Source organism: Lelliottia nimipressuralis, assembly GCF_041464075.1.
In the GTDB taxonomy this organism is placed as follows: domain Bacteria; phylum Pseudomonadota; class Gammaproteobacteria; order Enterobacterales; family Enterobacteriaceae; genus Enterobacter; species Enterobacter nimipressuralis.
Genome location: NZ_CP167172.1, coordinates 4,304,214 through 4,320,327 on the forward strand (window position 1 = coordinate 4,304,214; position 16,114 = coordinate 4,320,327).

10 protein-coding genes are annotated in these 16,114 nt (G+C 57.2%); 2 read left to right on the forward strand and 8 right to left on the reverse strand.

Annotated features, from left to right (window positions below):
- The first annotated feature begins 65 nt into the window (after positions 1 to 65).
- The gene (malT, locus tag ACB496_RS20720; protein ID WP_100778584.1) at positions 66 to 2,771 is read left to right on the forward strand and encodes an HTH-type transcriptional regulator MalT; all 2,706 of its coding nucleotides are present in this window, start codon (positions 66 to 68) and stop codon (positions 2,769 to 2,771) included.
- Between the two features lie 75 nt (positions 2,772 to 2,846).
- Here malT and ACB496_RS20725 read toward each other — a convergent pair whose 3' ends face one another.
- From ACB496_RS20725 to glpE, 3 genes are read right to left on the reverse strand one after another with little or no spacing between them, the layout of a single operon-like run.
- Complete coding sequence (locus tag ACB496_RS20725) at positions 2,847 to 3,605, reverse strand: DeoR/GlpR family transcriptional regulator (protein WP_100778583.1); 759 nt, start codon at positions 3,603 to 3,605, stop codon at positions 2,847 to 2,849.
- A 16-nt stretch (positions 3,606 to 3,621) separates the two neighbouring features.
- Positions 3,622 to 4,452, reverse strand: a complete 831-nt coding sequence (gene glpG / locus ACB496_RS20730) for a rhomboid family intramembrane serine protease GlpG (RefSeq protein WP_371973586.1) — start codon at positions 4,450 to 4,452, stop codon at positions 3,622 to 3,624.
- 47 nt (positions 4,453 to 4,499) lie between these two features.
- Entirely contained in the window at positions 4,500 to 4,832 is a 333-nt protein-coding gene (glpE, locus tag ACB496_RS20735) for a thiosulfate sulfurtransferase GlpE (protein ID WP_100778581.1), read from the reverse strand.
- A 215-nt stretch (positions 4,833 to 5,047) separates the two neighbouring features.
- Here glpE and glpD point away from each other — a divergent pair, with 215 nt between their 5' ends.
- Entirely contained in the window at positions 5,048 to 6,556 is a 1,509-nt protein-coding gene (glpD, locus tag ACB496_RS20740; RefSeq protein ID WP_100778580.1) for a glycerol-3-phosphate dehydrogenase, read from the forward strand.
- Between the two features lie 69 nt (positions 6,557 to 6,625).
- Here the strand turns inward: glpD and glgP are convergent, their stop codons facing one another.
- The 5 genes from glgP to glgB are packed head-to-tail and all read right to left on the reverse strand — an operon-like array spanning position 6,626 to position 15,994.
- Positions 6,626 to 9,073, reverse strand: a complete 2,448-nt coding sequence (glgP, locus tag ACB496_RS20745) for a glycogen phosphorylase (RefSeq protein ID WP_100778579.1) — start codon at positions 9,071 to 9,073, stop codon at positions 6,626 to 6,628.
- Positions 9,074 to 9,088: 15 nt separating this feature from the next.
- The gene (glgA, locus tag ACB496_RS20750) at positions 9,089 to 10,525 is read right to left on the reverse strand and encodes a glycogen synthase GlgA (protein WP_100778578.1); all 1,437 of its coding nucleotides are present in this window, start codon (positions 10,523 to 10,525) and stop codon (positions 9,089 to 9,091) included.
- Positions 10,525 to 11,820 (reverse strand): glucose-1-phosphate adenylyltransferase, encoded by a 1,296-nt coding sequence (gene glgC / locus ACB496_RS20755; RefSeq protein ID WP_371973589.1) that lies wholly within the window; start codon positions 11,818 to 11,820, stop codon positions 10,525 to 10,527. Before glgC ends, glgA begins: the two co-directional genes overlap by 1 nt.
- Positions 11,821 to 11,837: 17 nt before the next feature.
- A complete protein-coding gene (glgX, locus tag ACB496_RS20760) occupies positions 11,838 to 13,811 on the reverse strand; it encodes a glycogen debranching protein GlgX (protein WP_371973591.1) in 1,974 nt (657 codons plus the stop codon).
- On the reverse strand, positions 13,808 to 15,994 hold the full coding sequence (glgB, locus tag ACB496_RS20765; RefSeq protein WP_100778575.1) for a 1,4-alpha-glucan branching enzyme: 2,187 nt from the start codon (positions 15,992 to 15,994) through the stop codon (positions 13,808 to 13,810). The genes glgX and glgB overlap by 4 nt, the downstream gene beginning before the upstream one ends.
- Positions 15,995 to 16,114 lie beyond the last annotated feature (120 nt).

A 16,114-nucleotide genomic window follows, 5' to 3' on the forward strand; every position in this document is an offset into this window, starting at 1 on the left:
CTATTAATTACGAAGCGCAAAAAAAATCGATTTTCCTCGTTTCCCCACAGTGAAGTGAAAAACTTATGTTGATTCCGTCCAAATTAAGTCGCCCGGTTCGTCTTGACCATACTGTGGTCCGCGAACGTCTGCTGGCGAAACTTTCCGGCGCGAATAATTTCCGACTGGCGCTGGTTACGAGTCCTGCAGGTTATGGAAAAACAACGCTCATCTCACAGTGGGCCGCAGGCAAAAGCGATTTAGGCTGGTACTCCCTTGATGAGGGCGATAACCAGCAGGAGCGCTTTGCCAGCTACTTGATCGCCGCCATACAGCAGGCGACTAACGGGCATTGCGTCACCAGCGAAGTGATGGTGCAAAAACGCCAGTACGCCAGCCTCTCCTCCCTGTTCGCCCAGCTGTTCATTGAGCTGGCCGAATGGCATCGCCCGCTGTTCCTGGTGATTGACGATTACCACCTGATCACCAATCCGGTGATCCATGAATCCATGCGTTTCTTCCTGCGCCATCAGCCGGAGAACCTGACCCTGGTGGTACTGTCACGTAATCTGCCGCAGTTGGGAATTGCCAACCTGCGCGTGCGCGATCAGCTGCTCGAAGTGGGCAGCCAACAGCTGGCCTTTAACCATCAGGAAGCGAAACAGTTCTTTGACTGCCGCCTCAGCTCGCCGATTGAAGCCTCTGAAAGCAGCCGCCTGTGCGACGACGTAGCCGGCTGGGCAACCGCGTTGCAGCTTATTGCCCTCTCAGCGCGTCAGAATAACAGCCCGACGCATCAGTCTGCGCGCCGTCTGGCGGGCATTAATGCCAGCCACCTGTCCGATTATCTGGTCGACGAAGTGCTGAACAGCGTTGACCCGGCGACCCGCCAGTTCCTGCTGAAAAGCTCGCTGCTGCGCTCCATGAACGATGCGCTGATTGTGCGCGTCACTGGCGAAGACAACGGCCAGATGCGCCTCGAAGAGATTGAACGTCAGGGGCTGTTCCTGCAACGCATGGACGACTCCGGCGAATGGTTCAGCTTCCACCCGCTGTTTGGCAATTTCCTGCGCCAGCGCTGTCAGTGGGAAATGGCCACCGAATTACCCGACGTCCACCGCTCCGCGGCGGAGAGCTGGATGGCGCAAGGCTTCCCGAGCGAAGCGATCCACCACGCGCTTGCCGCCGGTGACGCCAACATGCTGCGCGATATCCTGCTCAACCACGCCTGGGGCCTGTTCAACCACAGCGAGCTGACCCTGCTCGAAGAGTCACTCCGCGCCCTGCCGTGGGAAAGCCTGCTGGAAAATCCGCGTCTTGTCCTGTTGCAGGCGTGGCTAATGCAGAGTCAGCACCGCTACAGCGAAGTGAATACCCTGCTGGCCCGCGCCGAACAAGAGATGAAAGGCGAGATGGACGGTACGCTGCACGGCGAATTTAACGCCCTGCGCGCGCAGGTGGCCATCAACGATGGTGACCAGGAAGAGGCCGAACGTCTGGCGATGATCGCCCTCGACGAGCTGCCGCTGGCGAACTATTACAGCCGCATTGTCGCCACCTCGGTCCACGGGGAAGTGCTGCACTGCAAAGGGGATCTCACCCGTTCTCTGTCGTTGATGCAGCAGACGGAGCAGATGTCCCGCCGCCATGACGTCTGGCATTACGCTCTGTGGAGCATGATCCAGCAGAGCGAAATCTTATTTGCTCAGGGGTTCTTGCAAGCCGCCTGGGAGACACAGGAAAAAGCGTTCCAGCTGATTCAGGATCAACATCTGGAACAGCTGCCGATGCACGAGTTCCTGCTGCGCATTCGCGCGCAGCTGCTGTGGGCCTGGGCGCGTCTCGATGAGGCCGAAGCCTCTGCCCGTCATGGTGTTGACGTCCTTTCCACCTTCCAGCCGCAGCAGCAGCTGCAATGTCTGGCGCTGCTGGTGCAGTGCTCGCTGGCGCGCGGCGATCTGGATAACGCCCGCAACCATCTGAACCGTCTGGAAAACCTGCTGGGCAATGGCCAGTACCATAGCGACTGGGTTTCCAACGCCGATAAAGTCCGGGTGATTTACTGGCAAATGATCGGCGATAAGAAATCAGCCGCCAACTGGCTGCGCCAGACGCCGAAACCGGAATTTGCCAATAACCACTTCCTGCAAAGCCAGTGGCGCAACATCGCCCGCGCGCAGATCCTGCTCGGTGAGTTTGAGCCTGCGGAAATTGTGCTCGAAGAGCTGAACGAAAACGCCCGCAGTCTGCGTCTGATGAGCGATCTGAACCGCAACCTGCTGCTGCTCAATCAGCTTTACTGGCAGGCAGGGCGGAAAAATGACGCACAGCGCGTCTTGCTGGAAGCACTACAGCTGGCGAACCGCACCGGGTTTATCAGCCACTTTGTGATTGAAGGCGAAACGATGGCGCAGCAACTGCGTCAGTTGATTCAACTCAACACCCTGCCGGAGCTGGATCAGCACCGCGCCCAGCGTATTCTGCGGGAGATTAACCAGCATCATCGCCACAAGTTCGCGCATTTTGATGAGAACTTTGTCGAACGTCTGCTGAACCACCCGGAAGTACCGGAGCTTATTCGCACCAGCCCGCTCACCCAGCGTGAATGGCAGGTTCTGGGGCTGATTTATTCGGGTTACAGCAACGAACAGATTGCGGGCGAGCTGGCGGTCGCGGCGACCACCATCAAAACGCATATTCGCAATTTGTATCAGAAACTCGGCGTGGCGCATCGTCAGGATGCGGTGCAACATGCGCAGCAATTGTTGAAAATGATGGGTTACGGCGTGTAATGCAATGCCCGGCGGCGGGACGTTTGCCGGGCCTGCGATTAAGTCAGTCGGGAAGCGCCGCCGCCCGGACCGGGATTAGCACAGCTCTAACTGAACGTTATTGTCCTTAATCACCTGCAACACCCCCGCTGGCGGCATTACGTCGGTGTACACAGCATTGACCATGCTGATGCTGCCCATATTTACCATCGCGTTACGACCAAATTTCGAGTGATCCACCACCAGCATTACGTGGCGCGAGTTGTCGATAATCGCCCGTTTAGTGCGCACTTCATGGTAATCAAACTCCAGCAGAGAACCATCGCTGTCGATGCCGCTGATCCCAAGGATGCCGAAATCGAGGCGGAACTGGGAGATAAAATCGAGCGTCGCTTCACCAATGATCCCGCCATCGCGGCTGCGCAGTTCGCCGCCCGCCAGGATGATGCGAAAATCTTCTTTCTGCATCAGGGTATTGGCGACGTTGAGGTTGTTGGTGACCACACGCAGATTTTCATGGTTGAGCAACGCATGGGCCACCGCTTCTGGCGTCGTTCCGATATCAATAAACAGCGTCGCGCCGTTGGGGATCTGGCTCGCGACTTTGGCGGCAATACGCTCTTTCTCTGCGGTTTGCGTCGCCTTACGGTCATGCCATGAGGTATTCACCGAGCTGGACGGCAGGGCCGCGCCGCCGTGATGGCGCAGAATACGGTTCTGATCGGCCAGGTCGTTTAAATCACGACGAATTGTTTGCGGGCTGACGGCGAATTGCTCCACCAGCTCTTCGGTGCTGACGTATCCCTGCTTTTTAACCAGTTCGATAATGGCGTCATGACGTTGCGTTTGTTTCATGAAATATCCCTGGGAATTATGTTCGTTTTCGCGCATTCAGCGTATCAGCAAAGGCCATCACCAGCCCCACGCCCAGCCCGGCAACATGTGCGCCATTGGCGATAGACATACCAAACAGATCAAACCATCCGGCAATGAGCCATATTAATGCAAAGGTGATTAACCCGCGTTGCAGATAGATGCCGCTTTTTGGGTCGCGCTCGCCGCGCAGCCAGACATAGCCCATTAACGCATATACCACGCCGGACAAACCGCCGAACCACGGGCCGCTAAACTTGTGCTGCACATAGCCGCTCAGCAGGGCGCTGATCACGGTGATGACGACGAGTTTACCGGTGCCGAGGCGCTTTTCGACGGCGCCACCGAGATACCACCACCACAGCAGGTTAAAGAGGATATGCAGCACCGAGAAGTGCATCAGGGCATGGCTGAAGTAGCGCCAGACGTCAAACTGCACCGAAGCGTCATACGGCCAGGCCAGAGCAATCATCACCTGCTGATCGCCCACCACGTTCATGATGATAAACACCAGAATACAGGCCGCCATCAGCAGCAGGGTAAACGGCCCGGCGCGCTCGCGCACGGTGGCTAAGAAAGGGAAACGCTGATAGTGCAGCCCGCTGTCCGTGTGGCCGGAGGTCCAGCTGGCCGCCAGGTAGCGCGGGTCCGCAGGGTTTTCAAGAAAGCGCGCCAGCTCGGTGTTAACAAAATTCGCCTGGCTTTCATCAGCAAGCCAGACATCGGTTTGCGTATGCTGTTGAATCGTCAGGATCACACCCTGCGTCGCCATATAATCGACAAACGCCTGAGCGACGCGCGGGTTCGTAAAAGAGGTAATCATCAACATGGGCGGCAGTCGCTTATTTCCGTACAAAAGAGGACAGTATAACTGCGTCAGCCGCCAAAGGCGTGTTCTACTTCCGCCGGAAAATGACGATGCCAGGCGTCGAAGCCGCCATCGACGCTGTATACCGCGTCATAACCCTGCTGGAGCAGGTATTGCGCGGCACCTTTACTGCTGTTGCCGTGGTAGCACATCACCATCACTGGCGTTTCAAAGTCGTTATCGCGCATAAACGCGCCCAGGCTGTCGTTCGTCAGATGAAACGCGCCCGGCGTGTGGCCCATCGCAAAACTTTGCGGATCGCGGATATCCACCAGCACCGCCTTTCCCTGGTGCATCTTCTGATGGGCTTCTTCTACATTAATGCATTCAAACTGTTCCATTCGATTCTCTTCGTTTTTCAGGTTTGGTGCGCTCTCCCGCAGGAAGAGGGGAAAACTATTTTACCCCGTAGTGTACGTCCTGGCGGCGGCGAAACGCCATTATGTTATCTCTATCACTCAAAATTGTTTTTTTGATGTTACCAAAAGAGCGTTCTTTTGCTATTATGAGCGATATCGAACATTTCTGAGCTTTAACGAAAGTGCGTGAGGGTGATATGGAAACCAAAGATCTGATTGTGATAGGCGGTGGCATTAACGGTGCCGGTATTGCGGCGGATGCTGCAGGACGCGGATTATCTGTACTGATGCTGGAAGCCAACGATCTCGCCTGCGCGACGTCGTCCGCCAGCTCCAAACTGATCCACGGTGGCCTGCGCTACCTGGAGCACTACGAGTTCCGCCTGGTCAGCGAAGCGCTGGCGGAACGTGAAGTGCTGCTGAAAATGGCCCCTCACCTGGCGATCCCGATGCGTTTCCGTCTGCCTCATCGCCCGCATCTTCGTCCGGCATGGATGATCCGAATTGGTCTGTTTATGTACGATCATCTGGGTAAACGTACCAGTCTGCCGGGATCGACCGGTTTGCGTTTTGGCTCAGAATCGGTTCTTAAACCGGAAATCGTGCGCGGATTCGAATATTCCGACTGCTGGGTAGACGATGCGCGTCTGGTGCTGGCGAACGCCCAGATGGTCGTGAAGAAAGACGGCGAGGTCAAAACCCGCACTCGCGCCACCGCTGCACGCCGTGAAAACGGGCTGTGGATTGTGGAAGCTGAAGATATCGATACCGGCGAGAAATTCAGCTGGCAGGCGCGCGGCCTGGTGAACGCCACTGGCCCGTGGGTGAAACAGTTCTTTGACGACGGCATGAAATTGCCCTCGCCGTACGGCATCCGCCTGATCAAGGGCAGCCATATCGTTGTTCCGCGCGTACACACCCAGAAGCAGGCCTACATCCTGCAAAACGAAGATAAGCGTATCGTGTTTGTGATCCCGTGGATGGACGAGTTTTCAATCATCGGCACCACCGACGTGGAGTACAAAGGCGATCCGAAGAACGTTGAAATCGACGAGAGCGAAATCGGCTACCTGCTGAAAGTCTATAACGCCCACTTTAAGAAACAGCTGGGCCGCGATGACGTGGTCTGGACTTACTCCGGCGTGCGTCCGCTGTGCGATGACGAATCTGATTCCCCGCAGGCGATCACCCGTGACTATACGCTCGATATTCATGACGTTGACGGCCAGGCGCCGCTGCTGTCGGTCTTTGGCGGCAAGCTGACGACCTACCGTAAGCTGGCGGAACATGCGCTGGAAAAACTGACGCCGTACTACAAAGGTATCGGCCCGGCGTGGACCAAAGGCGCGACGCTGCCTGGCGGTGATATCGGCAGCGACCGCGATGACTTTGCGGCAAAACTGCGCCGCCGTTATCCGTTTATTACTGAATCCATGGCACGCCATTACGCGCGCACTTACGGTAGCAATACCGAGTGGATTCTGGGGGAAGCGAAAACGCTCGCCGATCTCGGTGAACATTTTGGTCATGAATTGTATGAAGCGGAGCTGCGTTACCTGGTGGAGCACGAGTGGGTGCGCCGTCTGGACGATGCCATCTGGCGTCGTACCAAAGAGGGGATGTGGCTGGATGCAGAGCAGCAATCGCGCGTGGCGCAGTGGCTGGCCCAACATGCGGGAAAGCGTAAATTGTCACTGGCATCTTAATGCCCCGCCCTCCCACACAGTGTGAGGGCGAAGACATAAAAAACGGCAACTTACGTTGCCGTTTTGCGTTTACAACCGCACCGGATCGATATGCCAAATGGTCTCGGCATACTCTTTGATGGTCCTGTCGGATGAGAAATAGCCCATGTTGGCGATATTGAGCATCGCTTTAGTAGCCCACTCCTCCTGATGGCGATACAGCTCGTCCACCTTGTCCTGACAATCCACATAGCTGCGATAATCCGCCAGCACCTGATAGTGATCGCCGAAGTTAATCAGGGAATCCACCAGATCGCGATAGCGGCCAGGCTCTTCCGGGTTAAACAGGCCGGTGGCAATCTGCGTCAGCACTTCGCGCAGCTCTTCATCCTGCTCGTAATACTCGCGTGGTTTGTAGCCCTGCTTGCGCAGCTCCTCCACCTCTTCCGCCGTATTTCCGAAGATAAAGATATTGTCCGCACCGACGTGCTCCAGCATCTCGACGTTAGCACCGTCCAGCGTGCCGATGGTCAGCGCACCGTTCAGGGCAAACTTCATGTTACTGGTCCCGGATGCCTCGGTCCCCGCGAGCGAAATCTGCTCGGAGAGATCCGCCGCCGGAATGATCAGCTGCGCCAGACTCACGCTGTAGTTGGGGATGAAGACGATCTTCAGTTTGTCGCCAATCTGCGGATCGTTGTTGATCACCTTCGCCACGTCATTGATGAGGTGAATGATGTGCTTCGCCATGTAGTACGCCGAGGCGGCCTTACCAGCAAAAATGTTCACGCGCGGCACCCACTCCGCCGTCGGATCGGCTTTAATGCGGTTGTAGCGGGTGATCACATGCAGCACGTTCATCAGCTGACGTTTGTACTCGTGAATACGTTTAATCTGCACGTCAAACAGCGCTTTCGGATTCGCGATGACGTTCAGGTGCTGAGCCATGTACACCGCGAGGCGTTTTTTGTTCAGCAGCTTGGCGTCGCGTACCGCTTTGTTCACCGTCGGGAAATCGGCGTGCTGTTCCAGTTCACTCAGCTGACTGAGATCGGTACGCCAGGTGCGACCGATGTTTTCATCCAGCACCTCCGAGAGCGGCTGGTTCGCCAGCGCCAGCCAACGGCGAGGCGTGACGCCGTTAGTGACGTTGCAGAAGCGCATCGGGAAGATTTTTGCGAAATCCGCAAACAGCGACTGCACCATCAGGTTCGAGTGCAGCTCGGACACCCCGTTCACCTTGTGGCTGATCACCACCGCCAGCCACGCCATACGCACGCGACGACCGTTGGACTCATCGATAATCGACGTGCGGCTCAACAGCCCGGTGTCGTTCGGATATTGTTCCTGGAGCGTTTTCAGGAAGTAGTCGTTAATTTCAAAGATGATCTGCAGATGGCGCGGCAGGATCTTGCCGAGCATGTCGACCGGCCAGGTCTCCAGCGCTTCGCTCATCAGCGTATGGTTGGTGTAAGAGAACACCTGACAGGTCACTTCGAACGCCTCGTCCCAGCTGAACTTGTGCTCATCCATCAGCAGGCGCATCAGTTCGGGAATCGACAGCACCGGGTGGGTGTCGTTGAGGTGAATTGCGGTCTTTTCGGCCAGGTTGTTGTAGGTTTTGTGCAGCTGATAGTGGCGGCTCAAAATGTCCTGGATGGTCGACGACACCAGGAAATACTCCTGACGCAGACGCAGTTCGCGCCCGGAGTAGGTGGAGTCATCCGGATACAACACGCGCGACACGTTTTCGGAGTGGTTTTTGTCTTCCACCGCCGCGAAGTAGTCGCCCTGGTTGAATTTACCGAGGTTGATTTCGCTACTGGCCTGGGCGTTCCACAGACGCAATGTATTGGTGGCATCTGTGTCATAGCCGGGGATAATCTGATCGTAAGCGACCGCCAGGATCTCTTCGGTCTCCAGCCAGCGGCTCTTTTTGCCTTCGAGCTGCACGCGGCCACCAAAGCGCACTTTGTAGCGCGTATTGTGGCGTTTAAATTCCCACGGATTGCCGTACTCCAGCCAGTAATCCGGCGACTCTTTCTGCCGCCCGTCGACGATGTTCTGCTTGAACATGCCGTAATCGTAGCGAATCCCGTAGCCGCGTCCCGGCAGGGCCAGCGTCGCCAGCGAATCGAGGAAACACGCCGCCAGACGGCCCAGACCACCGTTGCCTAAACCGGGGTCGTTCTCTTCATCAATCAGCTCTTCTAAATCTAACCCCATCTCTTCCAGTGCGTTTTTGACATCGTCGTAAATCCCGAGCGATAACAGCGCGTTGGAAAGGGTGCGGCCAATCAAAAACTCCATCGACAGGTAGTAGACCTGACGGGTTTCCTGCGAGAGCTGGGCGCGGTTCGAGCGCAGCCAGCGTTCGACCAGACGGTCACGCACGGCAAACAGCGTGGCGTTCAGCCACTCGTGCTTGTTGGCGATCACCGGATCTTTCCCGATGGTAAACATCAGCTTATAGGCGATGGAATGCTTTAACGCCTCTACGCTAAGTGTCGGGGATGCATAACTAAAAGGTGCATTCATATCAGTGACTCCGCCTTATGACATCAAGCGTTGATAAAGATCGCGGTACGACTGCGCCGCAACGTGCCAGCTAAAGTCCATCGCCATCGCCTGGCGTTGCACGAAACGCCACAAAGAGGGACGCGACCACAGAACAAATGCCCGCCGAATCGCCCGCAGCAGCGACCAGGCATTGCTGTCTTCAAAGGCAAAACCGGTGGCGATGCCGTCCGCCAGATTCTCCAGCGACGTATCCGATACGGTATCGGCCAGCCCACCGGTGCGGCGCACCAGCGGCAGCGTGCCGTACTTGAGTCCATACAGTTGGGTTAAGCCGCACGGCTCAAAGCGGCTTGGCACCAGGATGACATCCGCGCCGCCCATAATGCGGTGCGAGAACGCCTCGTGATAACCAATCTGCACGCCAACCTGCCCCGGATGTTCGGCGGCAGCGGCAAGGAAACCTTCCTGCAACACCGGATCGCCTGCCCCCAGCAGCGCCAGTTGACCGCCCTGCTCCAGCAGCCCCGGCAGCGCTTCCAGCACCAAATCCAGCCCTTTCTGGCTGGTCAGGCGGCTGACCACGGCGAACAGCGGCACTTTGTCGTTCACCTTCAGCCCCATCGCAATCTGCAGCTGGCGCTTGTTTTCCGCTTTGTCTTCCACCGAATCACGGTTGTAGCGCGAGGCCAGCAAAAGGTCCGTTTCCGGACTCCAGATTTTTTCATCGACGCCGTTGAGGATCCCCGACAGGCGTCCTTCACGATGTCGCTGGCGCAACAGCCCTTCCATGCCGTAGCCAAACTCCGGCTCGGTGATTTCGCGTGCGTAAGTCGGGCTGACCGCCGTAATGTGGTCGGCGTAGTACAGCCCCGCTTTCAGGAACGAAATCTGACCGTTAAACTCCAGCCCGTGCATGTTATAGAACGACCATGGCAGATCGATGTCATTCATATGATGGGCGTAGTACATGCCCTGATACGCCAGGTTGTGCACCGTAAAGACCGACTTTGCCGGGTGGCCGCGCGCCGCCAGATAGGCGGGAGCCAGCCCTGCGTGCCAGTCGTGCGCGTGGACGATCTCCGGGCGCCAGAAGGGATCGAGTCCGACCGCCATTTCAGCGCCCACCCATCCGAGCAATGCAAAACGCAGCACGTTGTCCGTATAAGCGAATAAGTTCGTATCGTGGTACGGGCTCCCTGGACGATCGTACAAATGCGGCGCATCAATCAGATAAATGCCGACGCCATTGTAATGGCCAAACAGCAGGGTGATGCGCCCGGCGAACGTGTCGCGACGGCTCACCACCTGCGCGTCGGGAATGCCACGGCGGAGATCAGGAAAAGCCGGCAGCAGCACGCGGGTGTCGATACCTTCCGCAATTTGCGCCGCCGGGAGTGCGCCCAGTACATCCGCCAGCCCGCCCGTTTTCAGCAGCGGGAACATCTCAGAACATACATGTAAAACCTGCATTATCGCTCCTGTTTGACCTGCAGTTTGCGCAGCATTTCGCGCGTGACCAGCACGATGCCTTCTTCTGAGCGGTAGAAGCGGCGAGCGTCTTCCTCCGCATTCTCTCCAATCACCATCCCTTCCGGGATCACACAGGCACGGTCGATAACACAGCGACGCAAACGACACGAGCGCCCCACCCATACATCTGGCAGCAGTACCGACGAATCGATATTGCAGAAGGAGTTCACCCGCACGCGCGGGAAGAGCACCGACTGCACCACCACTGAGCCAGAAATAATGCACCCGCCCGACACCAGCGAGTTCAGCGTCATGCCGTGGCTACCGGAACGGTCCTGCACAAATTTGGCCGGCGGCAGCGATTCCATGTGCGTGCGAATCGGCCAGTTCTGGTCGTACATATCCAGTTCCGGGGTGACGGAGGCTAAATCGAGATTCGCCTTCCAGTACGCTTCAAGCGTACCCACGTCGCGCCAGTACGGTTCGGCTTCCGGGTCAGACTGCACGCAGGACAGCGGGAAGGGATGTGCATAAGCCATGCCAGCTTTGGTGATTTTCGGGATGATATCTTTGCCGAAGTCGTGGCTCGAATTCTCGTCCTTGTCGTCCTCTTCCAGCAGTTCATAAAGGTAATCGGCATCAAAGATATAGATGCCCATACTGGCGAGGGATTTAGTGGCGTCCGTCGGCATGGTCGGCGGGTTGGCCGGTTTCTCGACGAAATCGATAATCTTGTCATTCTCGTCCACGTCCATGACGCCGAACGCCGTCGCTTCAGCAACGGGCACCGGCAGACACGCCACGGTGCAACGCGCCCCTTTTTCGACGTGGTCGATGAGCATGTGCGAGTAGTCTTGCTTATAAATATGGTCGCCCGCGAGGATCACGATGTATTCCGCGCCGTAGCGGCGAATGATGTCGAGGTTTTGCGTCACCGCATCGGCCGTGCCGCGATACCAGTTTTCACCGTGTACGCGCTGCTGCGCCGGAAGCAGATCGACAAACTCGTTCATCTCTTCGCTGAAAAATGACCAGCCGCGCTGGATGTGCTGCACAAGGGTGTGCGACTGATACTGAGTAATCACGCCGATACGGCGAATACCGGAGTTCAGGCAGTTGGATAATGCAAAATCGATAATACGGAACTTACCACCAAAGTGAACGGCAGGCTTAGCACGCTTGATTGTCAAATCTTTCAGACGGGTACCACGTCCACCAGCAAGTATCAGCGCGACCGTTTTTAAGGGTAACTGGCGCGCCAACATCAAGGGATCGTTCTTCTCTAATCTCACCATGACTAACTCCTTTTTTATCATCTTTGGAATACGCACACTCCGTGTGCAGGCCCGTGCCAGACAGCCATTACCACCGGATTATCCACTCCGGCAAAGGGGGAAATGGCGCGCCATTCCCCGTGAGGTAAAACAATCTCTGCGACATCGTTCGTCGCGTTTAACGTGATTAGCCAGTTATCCGAAAGCAGGATTTGCAGGCAGGGAATACCGTACTGCCACTCGTGCGCACTCAGCGGTTGTGCCTCTTTATTCAGCCAGCTGACGTTGCCGTCTCCCTCTTCCCACCAGCGATCCGCCGTGAGCGCCGGGATCTGTTGCCGAAGGTGGATCAAGGCCGCTGCAAAGTGCGTTAACCCCGTGTTTGCCTGTTCCCAGTCGAGCCAGGTCAGCGCGTTATCCTGGCAATAAGCATTGTTATTGCCGTGCTGGCTATGACCGAACTCATCACCCGCCAGCAGCATTGGCGTCCCTTGCGAAAGCAACAGCGAAGTCAGCAGCGCATGCACGCTGGCGCGACGCCGCTCGATAACATCCTGACTGCCGCCTAACCCTTCTATACCATGATTAAAGCTATGGTTATTGTTAGTCCCATCGCGGTTTTCTTCGCCGTTTGCCTCATTGTGTTTCTGATTGAAACAAACACAGTCGCGAAGGGTAAACCCGTCGTGCGCCGTTACCAGATTGACGCTGGCCGACGGTGCTCTGCCACTCTTCCTGAACACATCACTGGACGCCGCAAACCGCCCGGCGAAGTCGCCAAGAGAGAGATTTTTTTCCAGCCAAAAACGGCGCGTGGCATCGCGGAAACGATCGTTCCACTCGGCAAACAGCGGCGGGAAGTTCCCCACCTGATAACCGCCGTCACCAATATCCCACGGCTCAGCAATCAGTTTGACGCGCGACAGCACCGGACAGTTTTTAATGGCTTCAAACAAGGGAGCCTGCTGGCTGAACGCAGGCGTTCGGCCCATCACAGACGCCAGATCGAAGCGGAAACCGTCGATATGGAAGGTCTCGACCCAGGATTTCAGGCAGTGATAAGCAAAGTCTGCCACCGCCGGATGACTGAGGTTGAGCGTGTTACCGCAACCGGTCCAGTTGTGATAATCACCATCCTCCCTAATCCAATAATAGCTACGGTTATCGATTCCGCGCATTGAGAGCGTCGGTCCGTCGAGATCCAGCTCCGCGCTGTGGTTCAACACCACATCCAAAATCACTTCGATACCGGCCTGGTGCAGCGCTTTTACCGCATCGCGAAACTCATCTCTGGCGCGTTCCGGATGTGAGGCGTAGCGCGGATCGAGGGCAAACATCGCCAGCGGGTTGTAGCCCCAGTAGTTGGTCAGCCCCAGGCGCAGCAGGCGCGGCTCGGAGGCAAAATGGGCCACCGGCAGCAGCTCCAGCGCGGTGACGCCCAGGTGTTTGAGATAGGCAATCATCACCGGATGAGCGAGCGCCTTGTAGGTGCCGCGGATCTCCTGCGGGATCGCCGGATGCAGATACGTCAGCCCTTTGACGTGGGCTTCGTAGATAACCGTTCTCCCCCACGGCGTCGCGAGCGGGGCGTCATCTTCCCAGTCGTAAGCATCGCTCACCACCACGCTTTTTGGCGCAATCGCCGCGCTGTCGCGAGGCTCAGGTTCGTGGTCGCCATCAAAGTAGAGTGGGTTATCGGTGACCTCTCCCTCGACGCGCAGGGCGCAAGGGTCGACGAGTAATTTGGCCGGATTAAATCGTAGCCCCTGCCCCGGCTCCCACGGGCCGTGCACGCGAAAACCGTAGCGCAGTCCGGGCCGCCCGTCGGCCATATAGCCATGCCAGATGTCCCCGCTGCGTTCCGGCAGATCGTAGCGGTACTCATTACCCTCACCGTCAAACACACAGAGTTCCACCCGTTCTGCGTGGGCGGTAAAGAGGGTGAAATTCACCCCTTTGCCGTCAAACGTTGCCCCAAGCGGAGCGGGTTTGCCTGCCGTGAGTTGCGTCATTCGCCCTCCCGAACCAGCCAGATTGTGGACAGCGGTGGCAGCGTGAGGCTCAGAGAGTTCGGACGCCCGTGGCTTTCCCACTCATCGCTATGAACGCTGCCGCCGTTACCGGCGTTACTGCCGTGGTAGTGGCTGGAGTCGGTGTTGAGAATTTCGCGCCATCTGCCCGGCTGGTTGATGCCGAAGCGATAGTTCTGGCGCGGCACCGGCGTAAAGTTGCTGGCGACGATGATTTCATTCCCTTCCCGATCGCGGCGCACGAAGATAAACACCGAGCGCTCGTGGTCATCCACCACCAGCCACTCAAAGCCGTAGGAGTCAAAGTCCAGCTCGTGCAGGGCTTTGTGATGGCGATAGGTCAGGTTGAGGTCGCGCACCAGGCGCTGAACGCCGTGATGCCAGTTGTCACCGCCTTCCAGCAGATGCCAGTCGAGGCTCGCATCATGGTTCCACTCGCGACCCTGGGCGAATTCGTTGCCCATAAACAGCAGCTTTTTGCCCGGGAAGGCAAACAACCAGCCGTAGTAGGCGCGCAGGTTGGCAAAGCGCTGCCACGCGTCGCCGGGCATGCGGTCGAGAATCGATTTTTTGCCGTGCACCACTTCGTCATGAGAGAGCGGCAGAACAAAGTTTTCGGTGTTGTTGTAGAGCATCCCGAAGGTCAGTTTGTCGTGGTGATACTGACGATAGACCGGATCGAGTTTGAAATAGTCGAGGGTGTCGTGCATCCAGCCCAGGTTCCACTTGTACCAGAAGCCCAGCCCGCCCATGGCAGGCGGACGCGATACGCCGGGGAAGTCGGTCGACTCTTCGGCCATCGTCACCGCGCCTTCGACCTGCTCGCCGAGAATGCGGTTAGTGCTGCGCAGGAATTCAATGGCTTCGAGGTTTTCGCGGCCCCCGTATTCGTTCGGGATCCACTCGCCCTCTTTGCGGCTGTAGTCGCGATAGATCATCGATGCCACGGCGTCCACGCGCAGAGCGTCAATACCGAAACGTTCAATCCAGTACAGGGCGTTGCCCACCAGATAGTTCGCCACTTCGCGACGACCATAGTTGTAAATCAGGGTGTTCCAGTCCTGATGGAAGCCTTCGCGCGGATCGCTGTGCTCGTAGAGATTGGTGCCATCAAACTGAGAGAGACCAAAATCATCCGTCGGGAAATGGCCTGGCACCCAGTCGAGAATCACGCTGAGTCCGGCGGCATGGGCGGCGTTGATGAAATAGCGGAAGTCATCGCGGGTGCCGAAGCGGCGCGTCGGTGCGTAAAGGCCGGTCGGCTGATAGCCCCAGCTGCCGTCGAACGGGTGCTCGTTAATTGGCAGCAGCTCCAGATGGGTAAAGCCCATCCATTTGGCGTAGGGCACCAGCTGGTCCGCCAGTTCGCGATAGCTCAGCCAGAAATTGTTGTCCGTGTGGCGACGCCACGAGCCGAGGTGCACTTCATAAATAGAGATTGGCGCATCGAAGCGGTTAGCCTGTTTGCGCTCTTCGGTCTGTACGATTTTCTCCGGCAGACCGCAAATCAGCGACGCGGTATCCGGGCGCATTTGCGCTTCGAAGGCGTAAGGATCGGCTTTGACCCGCAGCTGACCGTGGGCATCGATCATTTCGAATTTGTAGAGCTGGCCGTTGTGCGCGCCGGGGATAAACAGCTCCCAGATCCCCGATTCACGCCGCAGGCGCATCGGGTGGCGGCGACCGTCCCAGTAGTTGAACTGGCCAACCACCGACACGCGCTGCGCATTCGGTGCCCAGACGGAAAAACGGGTGCCGGTGATGCCATCCATCGTATCGGCATGCGCGCCCAGCGTTTCGTACGGGCGAAGGTGCGTGCCTTCGGAGAGCAGCCAGGCGTCCATCTCTTGTAACAGCGGGCCAAAACTGTAGGGATCGTCAATCAGGTTTTCATGACCATGCCAGAGCACGGCGAGCTGATAACGGAACAGGTTTTTGCGACGCGGGATCGCGCCTGAGAAGAAACCGCGCGAATCAAGGCACTCCAGCTTGCCTACCTTGCGGCCAGTTTTAGGTTCAATGACCCACACTTCGGTGGCGTCGGGCAACAGTGCGCGGACCTCCAGTCCATCCTCCGTCCTGTGCATACCCAGCACAGAAAATGGGTCCGCAAAATGACCCGCAATTAGCGCATTTATCACGTCTCTATCAATACGATCGGACATGGTATTCATCCTGTTTTTTCTAATGTCGCCCTATTTAAGCGCTCCGGTGCGACTTTTAATGTGACCTGAACGACGCAGATATTGTTCATCCTCTCTGCGCCATCCCACCCTCAGGTAAGA

Coding starts and splice junctions, on each gene's coding strand:
- malT (WP_100778584.1), top strand. CDS start 66: ATGTTGATTCCGTCCAAATTAAGTCGCCCGGTTCGTCTTGACCATACT.
- ACB496_RS20725 (WP_100778583.1), bottom strand. CDS start 3,605: ATGAAACAAACGCAACGTCATGACGCCATTATCGAACTGGTTAAAAAG.
- glpG (WP_371973586.1), bottom strand. CDS start 4,452: ATGTTGATGATTACCTCTTTTACGAACCCGCGCGTCGCTCAGGCGTTT.
- glpE (WP_100778581.1), bottom strand. CDS start 4,832: ATGGAACAGTTTGAATGCATTAATGTAGAAGAAGCCCATCAGAAGATG.
- glpD (WP_100778580.1), top strand. CDS start 5,048: ATGGAAACCAAAGATCTGATTGTGATAGGCGGTGGCATTAACGGTGCC.
- glgP (WP_100778579.1), bottom strand. CDS start 9,073: ATGAATGCACCTTTTAGTTATGCATCCCCGACACTTAGCGTAGAGGCG.
- glgA (WP_100778578.1), bottom strand. CDS start 10,525: ATGCAGGTTTTACATGTATGTTCTGAGATGTTCCCGCTGCTGAAAACG.
- glgC (WP_371973589.1), bottom strand. CDS start 11,820: ATGGTGAGATTAGAGAAGAACGATCCCTTGATGTTGGCGCGCCAGTTA.
- glgX (WP_371973591.1), bottom strand. CDS start 13,811: ATGACGCAACTCACGGCAGGCAAACCCGCTCCGCTTGGGGCAACGTTT.
- glgB (WP_100778575.1), bottom strand. CDS start 15,994: ATGTCCGATCGTATTGATAGAGACGTGATAAATGCGCTAATTGCGGGT.